This window comes from Streptomyces sp. NPDC030222 (genome assembly GCF_055573115.1).
The window spans coordinates 129256-148921 of the sequence record NZ_JBVICA010000006.1; the positions used below are offsets into that span (position 1 = coordinate 129256).

Annotated in this window: 15 protein-coding genes and 1 pseudogene; 8 read left to right on the plus strand and 8 right to left on the minus strand. The window is 72.3% G+C overall.

The genetic code is table 11. The features are described from left to right. Positions 1-158: 158 nt before the first annotated feature. The 4 genes and pseudogenes from ACZ4Z5_RS11210 (at position 159) to ACZ4Z5_RS11225 (ending at position 3746) form a co-directional block, all read left to right on the plus strand. Positions 159-848, plus strand: a complete 690-nt coding sequence (locus ACZ4Z5_RS11210; protein ID WP_468259959.1) for a maleylpyruvate isomerase family mycothiol-dependent enzyme — start codon at positions 159-161, stop codon at positions 846-848. 21 nt (positions 849-869) lie between these two features. Next, positions 870-1526, plus strand: coding sequence for an MBL fold metallo-hydrolase (locus tag ACZ4Z5_RS11215; protein ID WP_468259961.1), 657 nt, complete (start codon positions 870-872; stop codon positions 1524-1526). 79 nt (positions 1527-1605) lie between these two features. Beyond that, positions 1606-2340, plus strand: a pseudogene (locus ACZ4Z5_RS11220) (LD-carboxypeptidase). Positions 2341-2447: 107 nt separating this feature from the next. After that, positions 2448-3746, plus strand: a complete 1299-nt coding sequence (locus ACZ4Z5_RS11225; protein ID WP_468260496.1) for an MFS transporter — start codon at positions 2448-2450, stop codon at positions 3744-3746. A gap of 157 nt (positions 3747-3903) precedes the next feature. On the opposite strand, the gene ACZ4Z5_RS11230 is transcribed toward ACZ4Z5_RS11225, so the two are convergent. The 5 genes from ACZ4Z5_RS11230 to ACZ4Z5_RS11250 form a co-directional block, all read right to left on the minus strand. After that, a complete protein-coding gene (locus tag ACZ4Z5_RS11230; protein WP_468259964.1) occupies positions 3904-4905 on the minus strand; it encodes a TerC/Alx family metal homeostasis membrane protein in 1002 nt (333 codons plus the stop codon). A gap of 229 nt (positions 4906-5134) precedes the next feature. Further along, positions 5135-7171: a TerD family protein gene (locus ACZ4Z5_RS11235; RefSeq protein ID WP_468259966.1), complete on the minus strand. Its 2037-nt coding sequence runs from the start codon at positions 7169-7171 to the stop codon at positions 5135-5137. A gap of 128 nt (positions 7172-7299) precedes the next feature. Then, positions 7300-7878, minus strand: coding sequence for a TerD family protein (locus ACZ4Z5_RS11240; protein WP_468259969.1), 579 nt, complete (start codon positions 7876-7878; stop codon positions 7300-7302). Positions 7879-8010: 132 nt separating this feature from the next. After that, entirely contained in the window at positions 8011-10161 is a 2151-nt protein-coding gene (gene uvrB, locus ACZ4Z5_RS11245; RefSeq protein WP_468259972.1) for an excinuclease ABC subunit UvrB, read from the minus strand. A 133-nt stretch (positions 10162-10294) separates the two neighbouring features. Next, positions 10295-11215, minus strand: a complete 921-nt coding sequence (locus ACZ4Z5_RS11250; protein ID WP_468259975.1) for an MHYT domain-containing protein — start codon at positions 11213-11215, stop codon at positions 10295-10297. Positions 11216-11404: 189 nt separating this feature from the next. Between ACZ4Z5_RS11250 and ACZ4Z5_RS11255 the strand changes: the two genes are divergently transcribed. Both ACZ4Z5_RS11255 and ACZ4Z5_RS11260 read left to right on the plus strand, forming a co-directional pair. Then, positions 11405-12025 carry a methylated-DNA--[protein]-cysteine S-methyltransferase gene (locus ACZ4Z5_RS11255; RefSeq protein ID WP_468259977.1) on the plus strand — a complete coding sequence of 207 codons (621 nt, stop codon included), beginning with the start codon at positions 11405-11407 and terminating at the stop codon, positions 12023-12025. Between the two features lie 669 nt (positions 12026-12694). After that, positions 12695-14053 carry an MFS transporter gene (locus ACZ4Z5_RS11260; protein ID WP_468259979.1) on the plus strand — a complete coding sequence of 453 codons (1359 nt, stop codon included), beginning with the start codon at positions 12695-12697 and terminating at the stop codon, positions 14051-14053. Positions 14054-14066: 13 nt separating this feature from the next. Here ACZ4Z5_RS11260 and ACZ4Z5_RS11265 read toward each other — a convergent pair whose 3' ends face one another. Then, positions 14067-14429, minus strand: a complete 363-nt coding sequence (locus ACZ4Z5_RS11265; RefSeq protein WP_468259982.1) for a cupin domain-containing protein — start codon at positions 14427-14429, stop codon at positions 14067-14069. A gap of 592 nt (positions 14430-15021) precedes the next feature. Here ACZ4Z5_RS11265 and ACZ4Z5_RS11270 point away from each other — a divergent pair. Further along, positions 15022-15945, plus strand: a complete 924-nt coding sequence (locus tag ACZ4Z5_RS11270; protein ID WP_468259984.1) for a pseudouridine-5'-phosphate glycosidase — start codon at positions 15022-15024, stop codon at positions 15943-15945. Further along, entirely contained in the window at positions 15927-17012 is a 1086-nt protein-coding gene (locus ACZ4Z5_RS11275) for a carbohydrate kinase family protein (RefSeq protein ID WP_468259987.1), read from the plus strand. Before ACZ4Z5_RS11270 ends, ACZ4Z5_RS11275 begins: the two co-directional genes overlap by 19 nt. 85 nt (positions 17013-17097) lie before the next feature. Here the strand turns inward: ACZ4Z5_RS11275 and ACZ4Z5_RS11280 are convergent, their stop codons facing one another. Beyond that, positions 17098-18276, minus strand: coding sequence for an AAA family ATPase (locus ACZ4Z5_RS11280; protein WP_468259990.1), 1179 nt, complete (start codon positions 18274-18276; stop codon positions 17098-17100). 279 nt (positions 18277-18555) lie between these two features. Further along, a complete protein-coding gene (locus ACZ4Z5_RS11285) occupies positions 18556-19206 on the minus strand; it encodes a nucleoside/nucleotide kinase family protein (protein ID WP_468259993.1) in 651 nt (216 codons plus the stop codon). Between the last annotated feature and the right edge of the window lie 460 nt (positions 19207-19666).

The window sequence follows — 19666 nt, forward strand, 5'->3', positions numbered from 1 at the left end:
AAGCGGGGGCTCGGCCCCGGTCCCAGACTAGGGGGCCTCCACAGCGATGGGTTCTGACTTCCAAGGTTGCCTCACCCGAGCGTATAGCACGCGCATTCGATTTTTGGACTCACCGGAGGAGCTTCACCCGATCGAGTGCCGGGACTATCGTCAGCCTCATGATCGATCACGCGCATGACCTGGTATCCCTACGCGAAGCGACCGACCGGCTCCTCGCCGCCGTCGGCAAACTGGACAACGCGGCCGTGGGAGAGCCGTCACGGCTGCCCGGCTGGACGCGGGGCCACCTGCTGGCACACCTCGCCCGCAACGCCGACGCCCTGGTCAACGTCTTCGAGGGCCGTCCCATGTACGAGAGCGCCGAGGCCCGCGAGGCCGACATCGAGCGCGACGCACCCCGGCCGGTCGACGTCCAGCTCGCCGACGTCCGGGACGGCGCGGCCCGCTTCCAGGACGTGGCCGCCGCGCCCGCCGACTGGTCGCGCACGGTGGAGCTGCGCAACGGCGTCACCGACGTCGCCGCCCGGGTGCCGTTCCGGCGCCTGGTGGAGGTCGAGCTGCACCACGTCGACCTGGGCGTGGGGTACGAGCTGGAGGACCTTCCCGAGGAGTTCACGGCACGGGAGATCGAGTTCCTCACCGAGCGGTTCGCCGGACATGCGGCCGTCCCCCCGGTCACGGTCGTCGACGACGCCGGCCGCACCTGGAGCACCGGCGGCGGCGCCGAGGGCGGCCCCGTCTCCGTACAGGGATCCGCCCCCGAACTGCTCGGATGGCTTTCCGGCCGGCGCGACGGCTCGGCCCTGCGGGTCACGGGCGGCGCGCTTCCCGCGCTGCCGCCCCTGTGAGCGGCTGAGTACGCTGATCCCATGACCTACAGCGGAGCGGTGAAGGTCGGCGGCCCCGCCGATGTGCACGAGCTGACGGACCTGATGATCTCCAAGGTCGCCGTCGGACCGATGGACAACAACGCGTACCTCCTGCGCTGCCGGACCACCGGCGAGCAGCTGCTGATCGATGCGGCCGCCGAGCCCGCGACCCTGCTCCGGCTCATCGGTGACGACGGCATCACCGCCGTCGTCACCACCCACCGGCACGGCGACCACTGGCAGGCGCTGGCCGACGTCGTCGCCGCGACCGGCGCCCGCACCCACGCCGGCCGGTACGACGCCGAGGGCATCCCGGTGCCCACGGACGTCCTGCTGGACGACGGGGACACGGTCCGGGTCGGGCGGGTCGAGCTGACCGCCCGGCACCTGGTGGGCCACACACCGGGGTCGATCGCCCTGGTCTACGACGACCCGCACGGACACCCCCATGTGTTCACCGGCGACTGTCTGTTCCCCGGCGGTGTGGGCAATACCTGGAAGGACCCCGAGGCCTTCGCGAGCCTGATCCACGACGTGGAGACCAAGCTCTTCGACGAACTGGCCGACGAGACCTGGGTGTACCCGGGCCACGGCAACGACACCACCCTGGGCGCCGAGCGTCCGAAGCTGCCCGAGTGGCACGCCCGCGGGTGGTGACCCCGCACGCCGCCGGCACCTCAGGGCGGTCGCGGACCGGGCGGCGGGGAAATGCGCTGCCCGGGCCGGCGGTGGCCGACTGGCGTTCCCGAATGATCCCGTTCATCCAGCCCCGCAAGCCGGTCCCGGAGACCGCATCGCCGTCATATCGCCGTCATCTCCCCCTCGTCGGGGACCGCCCGGCCTGCGCCCCCTGCCGTACGAACTGGGCCTCTCCGGACTGGAGAAGGACTTCGGACTGACGCCCGTATCCGGCGACCCGGAAGATGGGGTCCACGCCCCGGGAGCGTGCCGGCGACGTCCACGCCGCGTTCGCCGACGACTCGGTCCGGGCCGTGCTGACGAGCATCGGCGGGGACGACCGGATCACCGTACCTCCCCCTGCTGGACAGCGAATTGATCCGCGCCGACCCGAAGCCCTGAGATCCTGTCGTGGATGCTCGCGGCGGACCGCGAGATCCGGTCGGATCCGTCCGCGTACGACGGCTGTGTGCTGTTCCTGGAGACCTCCGAAGAACTGCCGGGCGCCGTCGAGGTCTTCCGGATGCTCCGGAACATGGGTGAGCGCGGACTGCTGCGGCGCTTCCCCGCCCTGCTGATGGGCCGCCCCAAGACCTGGTCGCTCAGCTGCCGCAACACCCCCGCGCGGGCCGCCGGGTACGCGCGGGAGCAGCGGGAGGCGGTCCTGCGTGCCCTCGGCACCTACGCGCCGGACGCCGTCGATCTGGGGCACACCGACCCGCAACTGGTCATTCCCTACGGTGGCCGGATCCGGGTGGACGCGTCCGCCAGGCGCATTACCGTGACGTACTGAACGTCCGTCGCGTGCCGGTAGTGCGCCGAGAGCGCCCCGGTACGCCTGCGTAACCACAGGCTGTCACGGGAAGTTGGCGCGGCATGGACAACAGTCACGCTCCGTCGATGCCGCGGCTGGCCGCGGCGTCCCTCGCCGGTACCGCCGTCGAGTTCTACGACTTCTTCGTCTACGGGACGGCTGCCGCGCTCGTCCTGGGCCCGTTGTTCTTCCCTACGTTCTCGCCCGTCGCGGGGACGCTGGCGGCCTTCGGGACGTTCGCGGTCGGATTCGTCGCGCGGCCGCTGGGGTCGGCGCTCTTCGGGCACATCGGCGACCGGTACGGCCGTCGTCCGGTGATGTTCGCCTCGCTGTTGCTCACCGGACTCGCCACGGTCGCGGTCGGGTTCGTGCCGTCGTACGCCTCGATCGGGGTGACCGCGCCGGTGCTGCTGCTGGTGCTGCGCTTCCTCCAGGGGCTGGGGCTCGGCGGCGAGTGGGGCGGGGCGGTGCTGCTCACGGCCGAGCACGCGCCGGCTGCGAAGCGCGGACTGTGGGCGAGTTTCCCGCAGGTCGGACCGGCCGTCGGGTTCCTCCTGGCGAACGGGGTGATGCTGGCGCTCGCGGCAGGGCTGACGGACGCCCAGTTCCAGGAGTGGGGCTGGCGGGTGCCGTTCTGGGGCGCGGGGCTGCTGGCACTGGGCGGACTGCTGCTGCGGTCGAGCCTGGAGGAGACCCCGCAGTTCCGGGAGATGGCGGAGTCCGGGCGGCGGGCGGAGGCGCCGCTCACCGAGGTGCTGCGCGGTCACTGGCGTCTGGTGCTGCTGACGGCGGGCGCGCTCGCGGTCGGGTACGCGATCTTCTACACGGTGTCGACCTGGGCGCTGGCGTACGGCACGGAACGCCTGGGCGTGAGCCGCACGGTGATGCTGACCTGCATCATGGCGGCCGTGGCGGTCAAGGGCGCGGTGACGCCACTGGCGGCGATGCTCGGCGACCGGTACGGCCGGCGACCGCTGTGCCTGGTCGGGTGTGCGGCCTCCGCGGTGTGGATGTTCCCGATGGTGATGCTGTTGCAGACGGCGAAGCCGCTGCTGATGTTCCTCGGGTTCCTGGGGGCACTGCTGTCGTTCATCACGATGTTCGCGGTGATCGCCGCCTATCTGCCGGAGCTGTACGAACCGCGGGTCCGGTGCACGGGTGCGGCGGTCGGCTACAACCTGGCCGGGGTGCTCGGCGGGGCCCTCACGCCCATCGTGGCGACGGCGGTGTCGGGTGGTGACGGGCCGCCGTGGGGTGTCGCCGCGTATCTGACCGGGGTGGCGCTGGTGAGCCTGGGCTGTTTCGCGCTGCTTCCGGAGACCCGGCCCCTGCCGGAGCCGGCCGAGCCCGCCGGGGAGGCGACGGCCCGGGAAGTGGCCACGTAGCCCCACCACTCGCCGCCCATCGGACGTCGGTCCCCGGGGCGGGGCGAGTACCCGGGTCCCTGCGCCGGGGCATCGATGGCCCGTTCGGCCGGTTCGTCACGATATGCACGTGGGCCGGGTCGCCTCGGCGACCCGGCCCACATACGTCTCCTCGGTGTCACGCCTCCACGGACGCGCGGTCCTTGTCGCCGGACTCCAGGTCCTTCGCCTCCGCCTGCGCCTGCTTCTTCGAGGCGATCAGGCTGGTGACGGTGGTGACGATCAGCACGCCGCAGATGACGGTCAGCGAGAACGGGATGGAGATCTCGGGGACGTGCACCCCGGACTCGTGCAGGGCGTGCAGCACCAGCTTGACGCCGATGAAGCCCAGGATGACGGAGAGGCCGTAGCTGAGGTGGACGAGCTTCTTGAGCAGTCCGCCGATGAGGAAGTACAGCTGGCGCAGACCCATCAGGGCGAAGGCGTTGGCGGTGAAGACGATGTACGGGTCCTGGGTCAGACCGAAGATCGCGGGGATCGAGTCCAGGGCGAACAGCACGTCCGTGGTGCCGATGGCGAGCATGACGACCATCAGCGGGGTGAGGACGCGCTTGCCGTTCTTCTGGATGAACAGCCTGGTGCCGTGGTACTTGTCCGCGACACCGAAGCGGTTCTCGATCGACATGAGGAGCCGGTTCTCCTCGAACTCCTCTTCCTCCTCGCCCGAGCGGGCCTCCTTGATCAGCTTCCAGGCGGTCCAGATCAGGAACGCGCCGAAGAGGTAGAAGACCCAGGAGAAGCTCGCGATGATCGCTGCGCCGGCGGCGATGAATATCGCGCGCAGCACGAGGGCGATCAGCACGCCCACGAGCAGCACCCGCTGCTGGAGGTGGGAGGGCACCGAGAACTTCGCCATGATCAGGACGAAGACGAAGAGGTTGTCGACGCTGAGCGACTTCTCGGTGATGAAGCCGGCGAAGAACTCGCCGGAGGCCTGGCTGCTGCCGAACACCAGCAGGCCGAGGCCGAAGAGCGCGGCCAGGACGATCCAGACGACGGTCCAGATCCCGGCTTCCTTGACCGACACGTCATGGGGCTTGCGCCCGATGAAGAAGTCGACAGCGATCAGGGCGGAGAGACCGAGGATGGTCACCGCCCACAGGGTCCACGAAACGTCCATTGCGCCTCCGGCGTCGTACGGCAACTGATCAGCGTCGTCGCTGCCGGAGGTCTCTTCCGTCCGGGCACGGTGGCCGTGCCGCGGACCGGTGCCCCGGGACACCGGATAGGCCGGGTCCGTACTGACGGGAACACCGCAGGGCGGGAGTACTCCCCTCCGCGTCAAGAAGAGTACAGGGAATCCCAAAGAAAGGTAAAGGCCGAGGTAAAGAGATGATCAAAGGGCCAGGTCAGCGACCCCAGGACCGACGGGCGTCCGCCACCTGTCCGAGGACCTGCCGCAGGATCCCACTGCCCTGCGGAGGCAGCGGAGGCTCGTACGTCCAGGCGTGCCCCACCCAGGGGTCCGCGAGATGGTCGTCCGGGACCGGGGTGAGCCTGAGCAGCGAACGCCACAGCGGGTCGAGCACCGGGCCGTAGGCGGCGGCCTCGGCACGGTCGGCCACCATGAGCAGATGCACGCCGACCGAGGCGCCCTCGTCGGCGAGGTAGCGGAGCCGGGTGACCGCCCGGTCGTCGAAACCGTGCGGGAAGTCGTTGACGATCAGCAGCTGCTGCGCCGTGTCCAGGCCGGGCGGGAGCGCGTCGGAGGCACCGGCGCGGACCGCCATCTGCACCAGGTCCACGCGTTCGGTGAGCTGCGCGAGCGCGGCCGTCACGCCCTGGGCCCCGCTCGCGGGAGGTCCGGCGAGCACCCCGCTTTCGACGAGCGGCGCAAACGCCGCGGCGCCCGCACCGGCCGGGTCGACGACGTGCACGGACAGGTCGCCCGGCGGGTGGACCGCGAGCATCCTGGCGGCCAGCGCGGCGGCCGTGTCGAGGGCGAGCCGCTGGACCTGCGCGGGGTCCAGGATCTCCGCGGCGTCCGACCCGGAACGGCCCGAGTCGATCCACAGGCCCCGCTCCAGTGGCAGCCGGACGAGCATCGGAATGCGCAGCTGGGGACTCTCGGGCAGGTGCAGATCGCCGATGCGGAGCGCCATGGGGCTCTCCATCGGCACCCGGTAGCCGTGCCAGACCGGGTTGTCCCAGCGGGCGTACGCGGGAGGCAGGGCCGGTTCGACGACCTCGGACTCGGCGGTGAGCTGGGCGAGATCCCGGTCGAGGGCCTCGCGTGCCTGACCGACGAGCCGGTCGTGCTTGCCGCGTGCCTCCTCGCGGGCGAGGTCGCCGCTCGATCCGATCCGGCTGCGGGGGTCGGAGAGCACCCGGTCGAGCTCCTGCTCCATCCGGGAGTCGGCGAAGTCGACGGCGCTGCGATAGGCCGCGGTGGTACGGGCCAGGTCCTCGAACATGCCCCAGACCTGGTTGTAGAGCCGCTCGTCCATCGACCAGCCGGTGGCGTCGCCGGCGACGGGCTGGGCGGGCCGCCCCGGTTCGGCGGCGGGAGCGGCGGGCGGCGGGGGCGGCGGCGCGGAGCGGGCCCGGCGGGGGTGGGAGTAGTCGATGCGGCCGTCGCCGGTATCCGTGGCGCCGGTTCCGGGAGCGTGACCGTCGACAGCCGGGGCGCCCGTGCTGTTCGAGGAGCCCGCGACGCTCGGAGAGGGTCCAGTGACGCCCGAAGGGCCCGGGGTGCCGCTGTGCGGGGTGTCGTGGGCGGAGGGACCGGGTGCGGTCTGCCGACCCGGGCCCGCCGAGGTCTCCGTGGTGTCGGGCCGCGCCGCGGCGTGGACACGGGAGTCGCCGCCGCGCGCGGGCGGCTGGGCCACCGACCTGGCCAGTCCGTCCGCGACGGCCTCGTGCACCGTGGAGGCGATCTCCTGGGCCCCGGTGAGCCCCTGGTCGGCGAACATCGCGGCGAGGCCGCCCGCGTAGCCCTGGCCGATCGCGCGGACCTTCCAGGCGTCCTGGCGGCGGTACAGCTCCACGGCGAAGACGGCGGACTCGGTGTCCAGGCCCGTGACGGTGTAGGTGGCGATCTCCGAGCCGTCGAGCCCGGTGACGGCGACGAACGGCGCGGCCAAGGCCCCGAACCGGACGGGTCCGCCGCCGAGGGGCAGGGCGAGCAGTATGCCGACGCGGTGGACATGGGCGGGCAGCGCCTCCAGGTCCACGGCGAGCCGGTGGTCGGCGGCGGCCTGCCGGGAGACCTCGACACCGGGCAGCTGGGGCGCACCGGGGTGCACGACCCATTCGGGGCCGCTCACGGTGCCGTTGTCGTCGGCGAGCGTCGCCGCGGCGACGACCGGCTTGCCGGCCGACACCCGGATCTCCAGTCGGGTCCGGGGCAGCAGGTGGTTCTGCCCCCGGACCAGTTCGGCCGTCATTGCCAGTTGTCCCCTTTGTCGCGTCGATGCGGTGCAGCTCCCGGCGGACGTCCCTCCGGGAGCTGCGGGCAGGTCGTGGTCGCGCGGAATGGTGCCGCCCGGCGGACGGACCGCTCGGCGGACGCGGCCTACAGGTGCGGCAGGATGGCGGGCATCAGTTCCGGGAACGTACGGCCGTTGGCCGGGTTGCCCAGGGCGGTCATCTTCCAGCCGTCGCCCACGCGGTGGACCTTGGCCATGATCTGGGCGGTGTACTGGCCGCCGCCGTCCAGGGTGTAGCGGGCCAGTTCCTGGCCGGTGGTCTCGTCGACGATCCGGCAGAAGGCGTTCTGCACCTCCTGGAACGTCTGGCCGGTGAAGGAGTTCACCGTGAAGACGATCTGGTCGATGTGGACCGGTACACGTGCCAGGTCCACGAGGATCGCCTCGTCGTCCCCGCCCTGGCCGGCACCGCCGACGAGGTTGTCGCCGGTGTGCCGGACCGAGCCGTCGTCGCTGACGAGGTGGCGGAAGAAGACCGCGTCGACCGGCTGCTTGTCGGCGAACAGCACCGCCGAGGCGTCGAGGTCGATCTCGCGGGTGCGGGAACCGAACAGGCCGCGTCGGGGCGCTGCCTTCCAGCCGAGGCCCATGCGCACCGCGGTCAGAGTCCCGCCGTCCTTCTTCTCGAGGCTGATGGCCTGTCCCTTGGTCATGTTGACCGTCACGCGCTGTCCCCTCTCAATCCCCACAGCAAGGTGTGTGTGCGGTTGGCCAAACCCTACGCAGTGCCACCGACAGCGCGGCGGGCCCGGTTCTTTTTGTGTCGGTCTTGCAACACACCTGGCCGCGGACCGCCGTCAGGCCAGCCCCGCCTCCCTCATCTGGCGCAGTTCCTTCTTGAGTTCACCGACCTCGTCGCGCAGCCGTGCGGCCATCTCGAACTGGAGCTCCGCCGCGGCGGCCCGCATCCGCTCGGTCATCTCCTCGATGGTCTCGGCGAGTTGGGCGGCAGGACGGTCCGTGAGCACCGCTCCCCCGTCGGTGGCCCTCCTGCCCTTGGCACTCCCCTTCGCGGCCTTGCCGGCGAGCGCGGGGACGGGGGCCTTCGCCGTCTTCCCGCCCTTCTCCGCCTTCGTCTGCCGGTATCCGGTGCCGAGCAGCTCCTCGGTGTCCACCTCCTCGCGGGCGATGGTGGCGACGATGTCGTTGATCTTCTTCCGGAGGGGCTGCGGGTCGATGCCGTGCTCGGTGTTGTAGGCGACCTGCTTCTCCCGGCGCCGGTTGGTCTCCTCGATGGCCTTCTCCATCGCCGGGGTGATCTTGTCGGCGTACATATGGACCTGCCCGGAGACGTTCCGGGCGGCCCGGCCGATGGTCTGGATCAGCGAGGTGCCGGAGCGCAGGAAGCCCTCCTTGTCGGCGTCGAGGATCGCGACGAGGGACACCTCGGGCAGGTCGAGGCCCTCGCGCAGCAGGTTGATGCCGACGAGGACGTCGAACTCGCCGGCGCGCAGTTCGCGCAGCAGCTCGACGCGGCGCAGGGTGTCGACGTCGCTGTGCAGGTAGCGCACCTGGATGCCCAGTTCCAGGAAGTAGTCGGTGAGGTCCTCGGCCATCTTCTTGGTGAGGGTGGTGACCAGGACGCGTTCGTCCCGCTCCGTGCGGAGGCGGATCTCGTGCACCAGGTCGTCGATCTGGCCCTCGGTGGGTTTGACCACCACTTCGGGGTCGACGAGGCCGGTGGGACGGATGATCTGCTCCACCTGGCCGTTGCCGCGGGAGAGTTCGTAGGGACCGGGAGTGGCGGAGAGGTAGACGGTCTGGCCGACGCGCTCCAGGAACTCCTCCCACTTCAGGGGGCGGTTGTCGAGTGCGGAGGGCAGCCGGAAGCCGTGCTCGACGAGGGTGCGCTTCCGGGAGGCGTCGCCCTCGTACATGGCGCCGATCTGCGGCACGGTGACGTGCGACTCGTCGATGACGAGGAGGAAGTCCTCGGGGAAGTAGTCCAGCAGGGTGTTGGGCGCGGTGCCGGGGCTGCGGTCGTCCAGGTGCATCGAGTAGTTCTCGATGCCGGAGCAGGTGCCGATCTGCCGCATCATCTCGATGTCGTAGGTGGTGCGCATGCGCAGCCGCTGGGCCTCCAGCAGCTTGCCCTGCTTCTCCAGCTCGGCGAGGCGTTCCTCCAGCTCCCGCTCGATGCCGTTGACCGCCTTCTCCAGCCGCTCGGGGCCGGCGATGTAGTGACTGGCGGGGAAGACGTACAGCGATTCGTCCTCGCTGATCACCTCGCCGGTGAGCGGGTGGAGCGTCGACAGCGCCTCGATCTCGTCGCCGAACATCTCGATGCGGACGGCCAGCTCCTCGTAGACCGGGAAGATCTCGATGGTGTCGCCGCGCACCCGGAAGGTGCCCCGGGTGAACGCGAGGTCGTTGCGCGTGTACTGGATGTCGACGAAGCGGCGCAGCAACTGGTCGCGGTCGATCTCCTGGCCGACCTCCAGCGGCACCATCCGGTCGACGTACTCCTGGGGCGTACCGAGGCCGTAGATGCAGGAGACCGAGGCGACCACGATGACGTCACGCCGGGTGAGGAGGGAGTTGGTCGCGGAATGGCGCAGCCGCTCGACCTCCTCGTTGATCGAGGAGTCCTTCTCGATGTACGTGTCCGACTGCGGGACGTACGCCTCGGGCTGGTAGTAGTCGTAGTACGAGACGAAGTACTCGACGGCGTTGTTCGGGAGCAGCTCCCGGAACTCGTTCGCCAGCTGGGCGGCGAGGGTCTTGTTGGGCGCCATCACAAGGGTCGGGCGCTGGAGCTTCTCGATCATCCAGGCCGTGGTCGCCGACTTGCCGGTGCCTGTCGCACCGAGCAGCACGACATCCTTCTCACCTGCGCGGATGCGCCTTTCCAGGTCGGCGATGGCCGAGGGCTGGTCGCCGCTGGGACGGTACTGGCTGACGACCTCGAAGGGCGCCACCGTGCGTTCGATCTGGGATACGGGCCGCATGTCACCACCGTACGACCCGCCACTGACAGTCCGGGGTGGTCCGCCGATCCCGTGGTCTCAGGAGTCCCGTTGTCTGCCGCACGCGCCGGTGCCGTGGTCTCAGCGGTCCCGTGGTCTCACCAGTCCCGTGGTCTCACCAGTCCCAGGGGGAGACGGTGCTCTGCGGCCGGACCGGAGCGGCGGCGGGTGCGGGCTCCCCGGTATCCGGAGCGGCGCCCTGTCCTGAGGCGGCGTCGAGGGTCTCCCCGGGTTCGGGGGACGTCACGCGCTGCCGGGGCACGGTACGGAGCCGGAGCCGTTCCCGCTCGGTGCCGCCCATGACGGCGAGCGGGTCGAACAGCACAACCACGCCGGCCAGCAGCAGGAAGACGACCGGGCCGGTCAGCATCGGCGCCAGGACGGCGACGGAAGCGGTATCGCCGGCCGTCGGCGCGACGGGATCGTGCAGGTGCACGCGGACCGCGGCCATCCCGGTGTAGTGCATACCGCTGACGGCGAGCCCCATCACCAGTGCGGCTCCCAGACTCGGCAGGAAGCCGCGGACGAACACCGCCGCCCACAGGGCGAGGGTGGCGGCGACCACGGCGATGGTCACGGAGGCGGCGACGGTGAGGGTGTCGTACTCCAGCCGTCCGGACAACCGCATCCCGGCCATGCCGAGGTAGTGCATCGAGGCGATGCCCAGACCGGTGATGGTCCCACCGGTCACCAGTGACATGGGGGTGCACCGCCGGTGGCCGACGATGAGGATGCCGATGCCGACCATGACGACGGCGACGCCGAGACTGGCGAACGTGGTCAGGGGGTCGTAGGCCACCGGCAGTTCGTGGACGGAGAAGCCCATCATCGCGATGAAGTGCATGGACCAGATCCCGGACCCTATGGACATCGCGCCGAGCGCGAGCCATCCGCGCTTGCGGACCCGTCCACCGGTCCCGGCGGTCAGGGAGCGGGCCGTGCAGCGCAGCCCGAGAGCACCGCCGAGGCAGGCCATGACGTACGCGGCCACGGGCGTGATCAGGCCATAGGTGAATCCGTCGACCGTGCCGTGCATACGCGTACCCTTCGACCGTTCCAGCGGGACACATCTTGCAGGCAAATACGCGGTGTGAAAACCGGCCATCCGACACCCGGCGGCCTCGGCAGCCCCGCGCCGCCCGCACGACCGGGGACCCGGCCTGCCCCATGGGTCCGTGAGGGATCCCGGCACTCGTTGTCGGTGCCCGGCCGTACCGTGGTCCGTGTGAACTCCGACCAGCGATCCGACCGGCACCACGGGCAGCTGTCCGGTGGCCCTGCCACCGGCCCCGACGGCACCCCGCGTCACGACGGCGCGGCCGGTCACTGCGAGTGGGCGGTCGTCCCCAGCGACATCGGACCCCTGTTCCTGGCCGCGACCGACGAGGGCCTGGTGAACGTGGTGTTCCACGCGGACGACCGGGTGCGGGACCGCGCTCGGGCCGCCCTGGCGTCCCGGCTCGGCACGGAGCCGGTTCCCGCGGCCGGGCGGCTCTCCGAGCCGATACGCCAACTGGAGGCGTACTTCGCGGGACGGCTGCGCGAGTTCACCCTCCCGCTGGACTGGACCCTGATATCCGGGTTCAACCGGACGGTGCTGCGGGAGCTGGCGGCGGGCGTGCCGTACGGCACGGTCGTGGGCTACGGGGACCTGGCGGACCGGGTGGGCCGGCCCGGCGCGGCCCAGGCCGTCGGCGCGGCGATGGGCGCCAATCCGCTGCCGATCGTGGTGCCCTGCCACCGGGTGGTGGAGAGCGGCGGCGGCCTGGGCGGCTTCGGCGGGGGTCTGGAGACCAAGCGGCAACTGCTGGCCCTGGAGGGTGTGCTGCCTGCGCCGCTGTTCTGAGGGGCTGCGGGACGGAGGGCAGTGCGTCGCGGTGCCGGCGTGTCGGGTGCCGACCATGACGACGCCGACGCCAAGTGGTGACGGCGACGAACGGCGGCACGAGTCGCCCCGGCAGGTCGGCGGCGGCCAGGGCGAGGCGCTGTCGACGCTCTACGCTGTGCGGGCGCCGCAGCGTTCGCGCCGCTCGACGCGGTGTCGGCCACGGACACGGTCGGGCCACGCGTGGGCGACGGCTGGGGGTGCCGACGGACCGGTGGCCGTTGGCCGGGTGCCGTCGTGCCGATGGACGGAGGTGGCAGACGGGCGGGGTGCCGTCGAGCCGGGCACCGAGGCCGGGGGCCGGAGCCCCGGGCGGGTGAAGCAGTGGACCACAAGCCTGTGACCCGGAGCGAACGGCGGCCCCTGTTCTGCTGCCGAAAGCCCAGTGGCCCGGTGACCGAGATGCCGGTGGACTGAGGGACGGCGTACTGGTGGACTGTGACCGAGACGACGGTGAGCAGGCGCCCGATGAGCCGATATACGGGTTTCACCTCGTTGTAAGGGGTGTCACACTGCCCCGGTGACTACAAGTGTGAGTGGTTCCGCTTCATGCCGGCTCCTGGCGGCGCTCCTCGGTGCCCACCTCTCGAACGACACGGCCGACGGCATATCCGACAAGGCGTTCTCCCGGTGACGGCCGTCGACAAGGCCGCCGACGCCGGCCCTCTCGATGCCGCCGGGCTGAAGGCACTGCGTCGGCGCACCCAGTTCGTGCTCATCATCAGCCAGATCCTGGGCGGCCTCGGCGTGCCCATCGCCATCACGCTCGCCCCGGTGCTCGCCACCGTCGTCAGCGGCACGGAGGCGCTGTCCGGTCTCGGCCCGACCGCGTCCGTGGCCGGCACCGCTTTGCTGTCGATGCCCCTGGCCGCACTGATGACCTCACGGGGGCGACGACCCGGACTGGTCCTGGCGTACCTGATCGGAGCGGCCGGCGGCGGTGTGGTGGTCCTCGCCGCCGCCATCGGCAGCTTCCCACTGCTGCTTCTGGGCATGGCCGCCTTCGGCGCCGCCTCCTCCGCCAACCTCCAGGCGCGGTTCGCCGCGGCCGACCTCGCCGAGCCCGACCACCGCGCCCGCGCGATCTCCACCGTCGTGTGGGCCACCACGATCGGTGCCGTACTCGGCCCGAACCTCGCGGCGCCCGCAAGCCGCTCCTTCCACGGAACATCGATCCCCGAGACGGCCGGGCCCTTCCTCTGGGCTGCCGGGATCTTCCTGCTCGCCGCCGCGGTCGTCGCGCTGCTGCTGCGTCCCGATCCACTGCTCACGGCGCGGGCGCTCACACCACGGGACGGCCACTCCCCCGAGGGCCGCTCGTTGCGTGCCGGGGTGGCGGCGGTCGCGGCGTCCCCACGCGCTCGGCTCGCCCTCCTCACGGTGGCCGTCACCCACACCGTCATGGTCTCGATCATGGTGATGACCCCGGTCGACCTCGGCCACCACGGCGCCGGTCTCGAACTGATCGGTCTGGTCATCAGCGGCCATATCGCCGGCATGTACGCGTTCTCGCCGGTCATGGGCTGGCTGTCCGACCGGGTCGGACGGCTCGCCGTGATCGGTCTGGCCGCCGGACTGCTGGCGACCGCCGCTCTCCTCGCCGGAACCGCGGGCGACAACCACGGCCAGACCGCAGCCGGCCTGTTCCTGCTCGGCCTCGGCTGGTCGGCCGGACTGGTGTCGGGTTCGGCGCTGCTGACCGATTCGGTGCCGCAACCCGTCCGTGCCGCCGTGCAGGGGCTCTCGGACCTGACCATGAACGCCTCGGCCGGCATCGGCGGCGCGGTGGCCGGACTGATCGTGGCGCAGGCGAGCTACGGTTGGCTGACCCTCGTGGGCGCGAGCCTGCTGCTGCCCATGGCCGGACTGACCCTGTTCACAGGACTCGCCCGGGCCGAGGGCCGGCCCGAGCTGGAGTCCGAGCGGTCCGGACGGCCTGAACCGTCCGACGGGCGGCAGAGCGCGGAGCCGTCGGAATCCGGCGCGTAGGACGGAGGGATCGTCAGAGGCTGATGTGGTACGCCTTGCGCAGCGTCTCGTGCACGGTCCACGTCGTACGGTCCCCCTGACGGAGGACGCAGGCGTCCCCTGGCCCGACCTCGAACGTTGCGCCGCCCGCCACCTCGACGGTGGCCCGGCCGCTCACGACCACGAACAGCTCGTCGGCCTCGGTGTCGGTCACGACGCCGGGCGTGATCTGCCAGATGCCCCGTACCTGTCGGCCGTCCGGCGACTCCCAGAGCACCTTCCCGGTGACCACGGGGGTTCCCGAGACGATCTGGTCCGGGTCGAGCGGCTCCGGCTCCAGCTCGGCGTCGGGGACGTGCACGGCGAAGGATGCGGGCGGGTGATCGTTCGAAGTCATACCCCGACCGTAACGACCGGATCCGGCTCCCGCCCCCGACGGGAAGCCGAGCCCGCGCCGCGGATCCTCGACAGGGTGCCGCGCACGGCACCGGCGGACTCGCGGAAGACGTCTGGGCGCGGGGCGCCGGGGGCCGGTGGCCGAGCCCGGGAGCCGTGGTCGGCCAGGGCCGAGCCGAGCCGAGGATTCACGAGCCGAGGGCTCGAGCTGATGACCAGGACTCGCGGGCCGGTGCCTGACGAGCCGCCCCGGACCACGTACCGAGGACCTGACAGAACCGGCCAGGACCCACGAACCGCCACGACCCGGGACTGACGAGCCGCCGGACATGGGACTCACGGGCCCGGGGGCACACAAGACCGCCCAGGACTCACGAGCCGGGGCGTCACGCCACACACTCCCCGGCTCACGGGCCGCCATGCCTTCAGAGTCCACTGGGACTCACGAGCCGCCGGGGACTCAGGAGCTGCCGGGGACTCAGCAGCCGACCGAGGACGATGCGCCACCAGGGACCCGAGGAAACGCCCGGGTCCCACGAGCCGACGGGCTGCGGGACGTTTGCGCGGATGCGGCGCGTGCCAGGGATGTGGACATGCCCGACGACACCACTTTGCACCTGTCCGAGGAAGTCCGGGACGCGCTGGCCGGCCACCGGCCCGTCGTCGCCCTGGAATCGACGATCATCGCGCACGGTCTGCCGCGCCCTCGCAACCTGCACGTCGCCGAGGAGCTGGAGGGCATGGTCCGGACCGCGGGCGCCGTGCCCGCCACCATCGCCGTCCTCGACGGCCGGCCCCACGTGGGGCTGGACAAGGAGCAGTTGGAGCGGATCGCCGGGGACGACTCCGTGCGCAAGCTGGGGCACCGCGACCTCGCGCCCGCCATGGCCTCCGGGACGACGGGCGCGACCACGGTGTCCGCGACCGCGTTCCTGGCGGCCCGGGCCGGCATCCGGGTCTTCGCCACGGGCGGACTCGGCGGCGTGCACCGCGAGTGGTCCCAGAGCCAGGACGAGTCCGCGGACCTGCGGCTGCTCGCCCGCACCAGGATCGCCGTCGTGTGCGCCGGCGTGAAGTCGATCCTCGACGTCCCGGCGACCCTCCAGCGGCTGGAGACGCTCGGAGTGGGCGTCGTCGGCTACGGCACCGACCGGTTCCCCGGCTTCTACCTGTCGAGCTCGGGCCAGCCGGTCGACTGGACGCTCCGTACGCCCGGGGAAGTGGCCGCCGTGCTGCGCGCGCAGGACGTGCTCGGCGGCCCCGACGCGGCGCTGGTCGTCGCGAACCCCGTACCGGAGGCGGAACAGCTCGATCCGGAGACGCACGACCGGGTGCTCGCCGCGGCACTCGACGAGTGCCATGAGCGGGGCATCGTCGGGCAGGCCGTGACACCGTTCCTGCTGGACTACCTGGTCCGCTTCACCGACGGCGCGTCCCTGGAGGCCAATGTGGCGGCCGTACGCGGAAACGTCCGGCTGGCCGCGGAGATCGCGGTGGCGTGGGCGACGACCGCGTGACGACGACGGGGCGCACGGACGGCGGCGGCTCCCCTGCTCTGCTCGTCGTCGGTGACGTGGTCACCGACGTGGTGGCTCGGCACCGGACGCCCCTCGCCGTGGGCACGGACACCGCGGCCCGGATCAGGACCCTCCCCGGGGGCGCGGGCGCCAACGTGGCGTGCTGGGCGGCCGCTTCGGGCTGTGCCGACGTACGGCTGCTGGCCAGGGTCGGCGACGAGTGGTCGGGGTGGCACGAGCGGCACCTGCGGCACGCCGGCGTACGCCCGTACCTCGTCGTCGACGAGGAGGCGCCGACCGCGACCGTGGTCGCGCTGGTCGACGCGACCAGCGCGGAGCGGACGTTCCTGACCGACAGCGGCGCCGCGCTGCGGCTGTCCCCCGACGACTGGATGCCCGAACTCCTCGACGGGGCCGGGCAGGTGCACCTCTCCGGTTATCTCTTCTTCGCCGCCCCGAGCCGGGCACTGGTCCTCCGGGTGATGCAGTCCGCCCGCGCGGCCGGGTTGCCGGTGAGCATCGATCCGGCCTCGGCCGGATTCGTCCGCGATCTCGGTGTGGCGGCCTTCCTCGCAGCCGCCGACGGCGCGGCCGTGCTCCTGCCCAACGCCGAGGAGGCCTGCCTGCTCACGGGCCTTGCGGAACCCGTTGCGGCGGCGGGCGTGCTGAGCCGCCGTTTCCCCCTGGTCGCCGTGACGCTGGGCGCCTCCGGGGCGGTGGTCGCCGAGGGCGGTGCCGTGACGGCGAGGGTGCCCGGACAGGCGGCGCACGCCCTGGACTCCACGGGGGCCGGAGACGCGTTCACCGGGGCCTTCCTCGCCGCCCGGCTCGCGGGCGCCGATCCCGCCACTGCGGCGGAGGCGGGGTGCCGGGCCGGCGCGCGGGCGGTGGCCGTTCCGGGTGCACGCCCTCCGGACGCCGACGGACCGAGCCCTCCGGGTGACGACGGGCCGAACTTCCCGGGTGACGACGGAGCGAACCCTCAGGACGGTGACGGCCACCGGGTGGTCCGCGACGGCCGCCGCCCGGGAGCCCGTCAGGGCGTGCCGCCGCCGGGCCGGGGCTGACGGCCCGGCCCGGCGGCGGCAGCGGCGACGGCGCCCGGCCAGGACGGGCGGCGCGCCTGGACCCCGTGTCCCGGGGTGCCTCCCCCTAGCGCTTAGGCCAGTACCAGAGCGGTTCGTCGAGGGTGCCCTGACCCTCCACTACGGTGGCTCCGAAATCCTTGACCAGTTCGATGGTGCGCAGGTCGGTGCGGGTGCGGTCGGCGCCCTTCGCGAGGGCGCCCGCCAGGGGCCGGGCGTGGGTGACGACCACGATCTGGGTCTCGGCGCTCGCGGTGAGGATCAGTTCGGCGAGAGGATCCAGCAGGTCGGGGTGCAGGCTGGTCTCCGGCTCGTTGAGGACGAGAAGCCCGGGAGGGCGGGGCGTGAGCAGCGCCGCCGTCCACAGCAGGTAGCGGAGGGTGCCGTCGGACAGTTCGGCTGCCCCGAGCGGCCGCAGCAGTCCGTGCTGCCGGAGCGTGAGCTCGAACCGGCCGCCACGGTCGGCGATCTCCACCCGGCTGCCGGGGAAGGCGGCATCCACCGCGTGGTCGAGGGCCTCGTGGTCGCCGGTCTCCCGGATCGTCTGGAGGGCCGCGGCGAGATCCGCGCCGTCGGAGGCGAGGACCGGGGTGCGGGTGCCGATCTGCGCCGAACGTGCCGGGGCCTGTGCGTCGGTGCGCACATGGTCGTAGAACCGCCAGGACCTGATGTGCTCGCGGACGGCCAGGAGGTCGGGTGCGTGCCGGGGGTCGGCCATCTCTCCGAGCATGCTGTCGTACGGGCGGATGGCGCCGTGGGTCCGGTGCCAGGTGCCGGAGGCGTCGCGGACGCGGACGGCGGGGCCGGAACGTTCCGACAGCACGGCGGCGGGGCGCAGGACAGGCCCGCTCCAGACGCTCTCGCGTTTGATCTCCGGGTCGAGGTTGAACTTCGAGCCGGTGGGCGTGGGATGCCCGAAGTCCACGGCGTAGCCGAACTCGTCCCCCGCGAAACCGAGTCGGAGTCCGACCGGAGCCGAGCGAACGGTCCCCTGCACGGGGTGGATGCCCTCACGGACGGCGCGGCCGGTGATCTCGGGGCCGGCCCAGAGGGTGGAGGGCAGACCGCCCTCGCGGGCGAGCGCGGCGACGGCGCCGCCGCGCGCGGCGTCCGCGAGCAGGCGCAGCGCGCGGTAGAGGCTGGACTTCCCGGTGCCGTTGGCGCCGGTCACGACGTTCAGCCGGCCGAGGGGGACCACGAGCCGCCGCAGGGACCGGTAGTTCTCGACGGCCAGGGTGGTGATCATGTCCCCAGGCTACGTGGCGCTGCCCGCGCGCCGCCGGACGGGCCACGGACGGGGACGGGCCCGTCTGCGCCCCCAGGGGGAGTCCGGTGGATCACGGCCGGGCCCGGCCCGCCCGGTACCGCGGCTTGCGGCACGTTGTCGCCGGCCGCCAGTCGCCGGCCGCCGATGCTCCGCATGGACCTCGCCCCCCTGCCTTCGGCGGGGACCCCCGTCCTCCGCCGTGCCATCCACGGCACCGGACGGCCGGGGCTTGTCCGACCCCGGTCCACCGGACCCCTTCTAGCGGATTCCGCTCCATGCCGGGCGGTGCGGGTCGTCGGCGTGCACCAGGGCGTCGGCGGTGCCACCGGGATCCACTTCGTACTCGTACCGTTCGAAGGCGGGCAGCGTCCACTGGTCCCGGTGCGGGGTGCGGCGCCGCAGGGCCGCGGGCGAGAGACGCAGGTGCACCGCGAGGTCGAACGGGAACCAGTGGCCTAGGAGCAGCGGGCCGTGGAGGACCAGGACGCCGCCCTCGGCCAGGGCGACGGGGGCGCTACGGGTGGCCCGGTCGGTGACGGGGTCCCAGAGGTCGGGCAGGACGCGCCCGGTGCCGCCCTCGGCGAGGGGTTCGAAGACCTCCCGCCACAGCGCGCCGGTGTCGAACCAGCCGCTGAAGTACGTCTCGGGGTCCTCCCGCCCGTATTCGAAGCGCAGCGATGCGGGCCGGAGGAATCCGGCCGTGCCGACCACGAGGACCGCGCGTCCGCGCACCCGCAGGGCCTCCGCGAGCGCTTCGGCGTGCATCCCGGTACGGGCGGCGGGCGCGCCGTCGATGCCGACGCGCAGCCAGGGTCCGCCGCCCTGCGGGGTGAGGGCGGCGGTGTGCTCGGCCAGGGCGCCGGTCAGCCGCTCCCAGGTGATCGGTTCGAGGCGGGTGCCGTCCGTCATCGCCGTCCGTCCCGTCGACGTGGCATGTCCTGGCGGCGTACGGGGGGCTCGGGGGCGGGCCTGGCAGCGCTCGTACGGGTCACCGCGCTCCCGACGGAAGCCCTTCCGGCGGCTGCGGTCCCGGCGGACGTCTGCACGGAGAAGGCCGTCCCCACAGGCATCGGCCCACGGCCCCTTTCGGGAGCGATCGGCGGCAGGGGTGCAGGTCCCCGATCCGCGAGGGCGATCGTGCGTACGCCGAGAGGCCCTGGACAGTCTCCGCGCCACGCCCGGGGTTCCGGGCCCGCCGCCAGGGGTACGCGGACCGCGCCGAGCAGCCCGCGGCGCTCGACCGCGGTGTCGAAGCGGTGCAGGTGCCTCACGGGCTCGGGCCGGGCGTCCGACAGGTCCATGGGTCGACCTTGCCATCGACGACCGGTACCGGGCATCCCGATTCGTGTGGCGCGCAGCGGCGGGGGCA

Bases quoted from the DNA above. Each gene is read 5' to 3' on its own strand.
- ACZ4Z5_RS11210 (WP_468259959.1), top strand. From the start codon at position 159: ATGATCGATCACGCGCATGACCTGGTATCCCTACGCGAAGCGACCGAC.
- ACZ4Z5_RS11215 (WP_468259961.1), top strand. From the start codon at position 870: ATGACCTACAGCGGAGCGGTGAAGGTCGGCGGCCCCGCCGATGTGCAC.
- ACZ4Z5_RS11225 (WP_468260496.1), top strand. From the start codon at position 2,448: ATGCCGCGGCTGGCCGCGGCGTCCCTCGCCGGTACCGCCGTCGAGTTC.
- ACZ4Z5_RS11230 (WP_468259964.1), bottom strand. From the start codon at position 4,905: ATGGACGTTTCGTGGACCCTGTGGGCGGTGACCATCCTCGGTCTCTCC.
- ACZ4Z5_RS11235 (WP_468259966.1), bottom strand. From the start codon at position 7,171: ATGACGGCCGAACTGGTCCGGGGGCAGAACCACCTGCTGCCCCGGACC.
- uvrB (WP_468259972.1), bottom strand. From the start codon at position 10,161: ATGCGGCCCGTATCCCAGATCGAACGCACGGTGGCGCCCTTCGAGGTC.
- ACZ4Z5_RS11250 (WP_468259975.1), bottom strand. From the start codon at position 11,215: ATGCACGGCACGGTCGACGGATTCACCTATGGCCTGATCACGCCCGTG.
- ACZ4Z5_RS11265 (WP_468259982.1), bottom strand. From the start codon at position 14,429: ATGACTTCGAACGATCACCCGCCCGCATCCTTCGCCGTGCACGTCCCC.
- ACZ4Z5_RS11270 (WP_468259984.1), top strand. From the start codon at position 15,022: ATGCCCGACGACACCACTTTGCACCTGTCCGAGGAAGTCCGGGACGCG.
- ACZ4Z5_RS11280 (WP_468259990.1), bottom strand. From the start codon at position 18,276: ATGATCACCACCCTGGCCGTCGAGAACTACCGGTCCCTGCGGCGGCTC.
- ACZ4Z5_RS11285 (WP_468259993.1), bottom strand. From the start codon at position 19,206: ATGACGGACGGCACCCGCCTCGAACCGATCACCTGGGAGCGGCTGACC.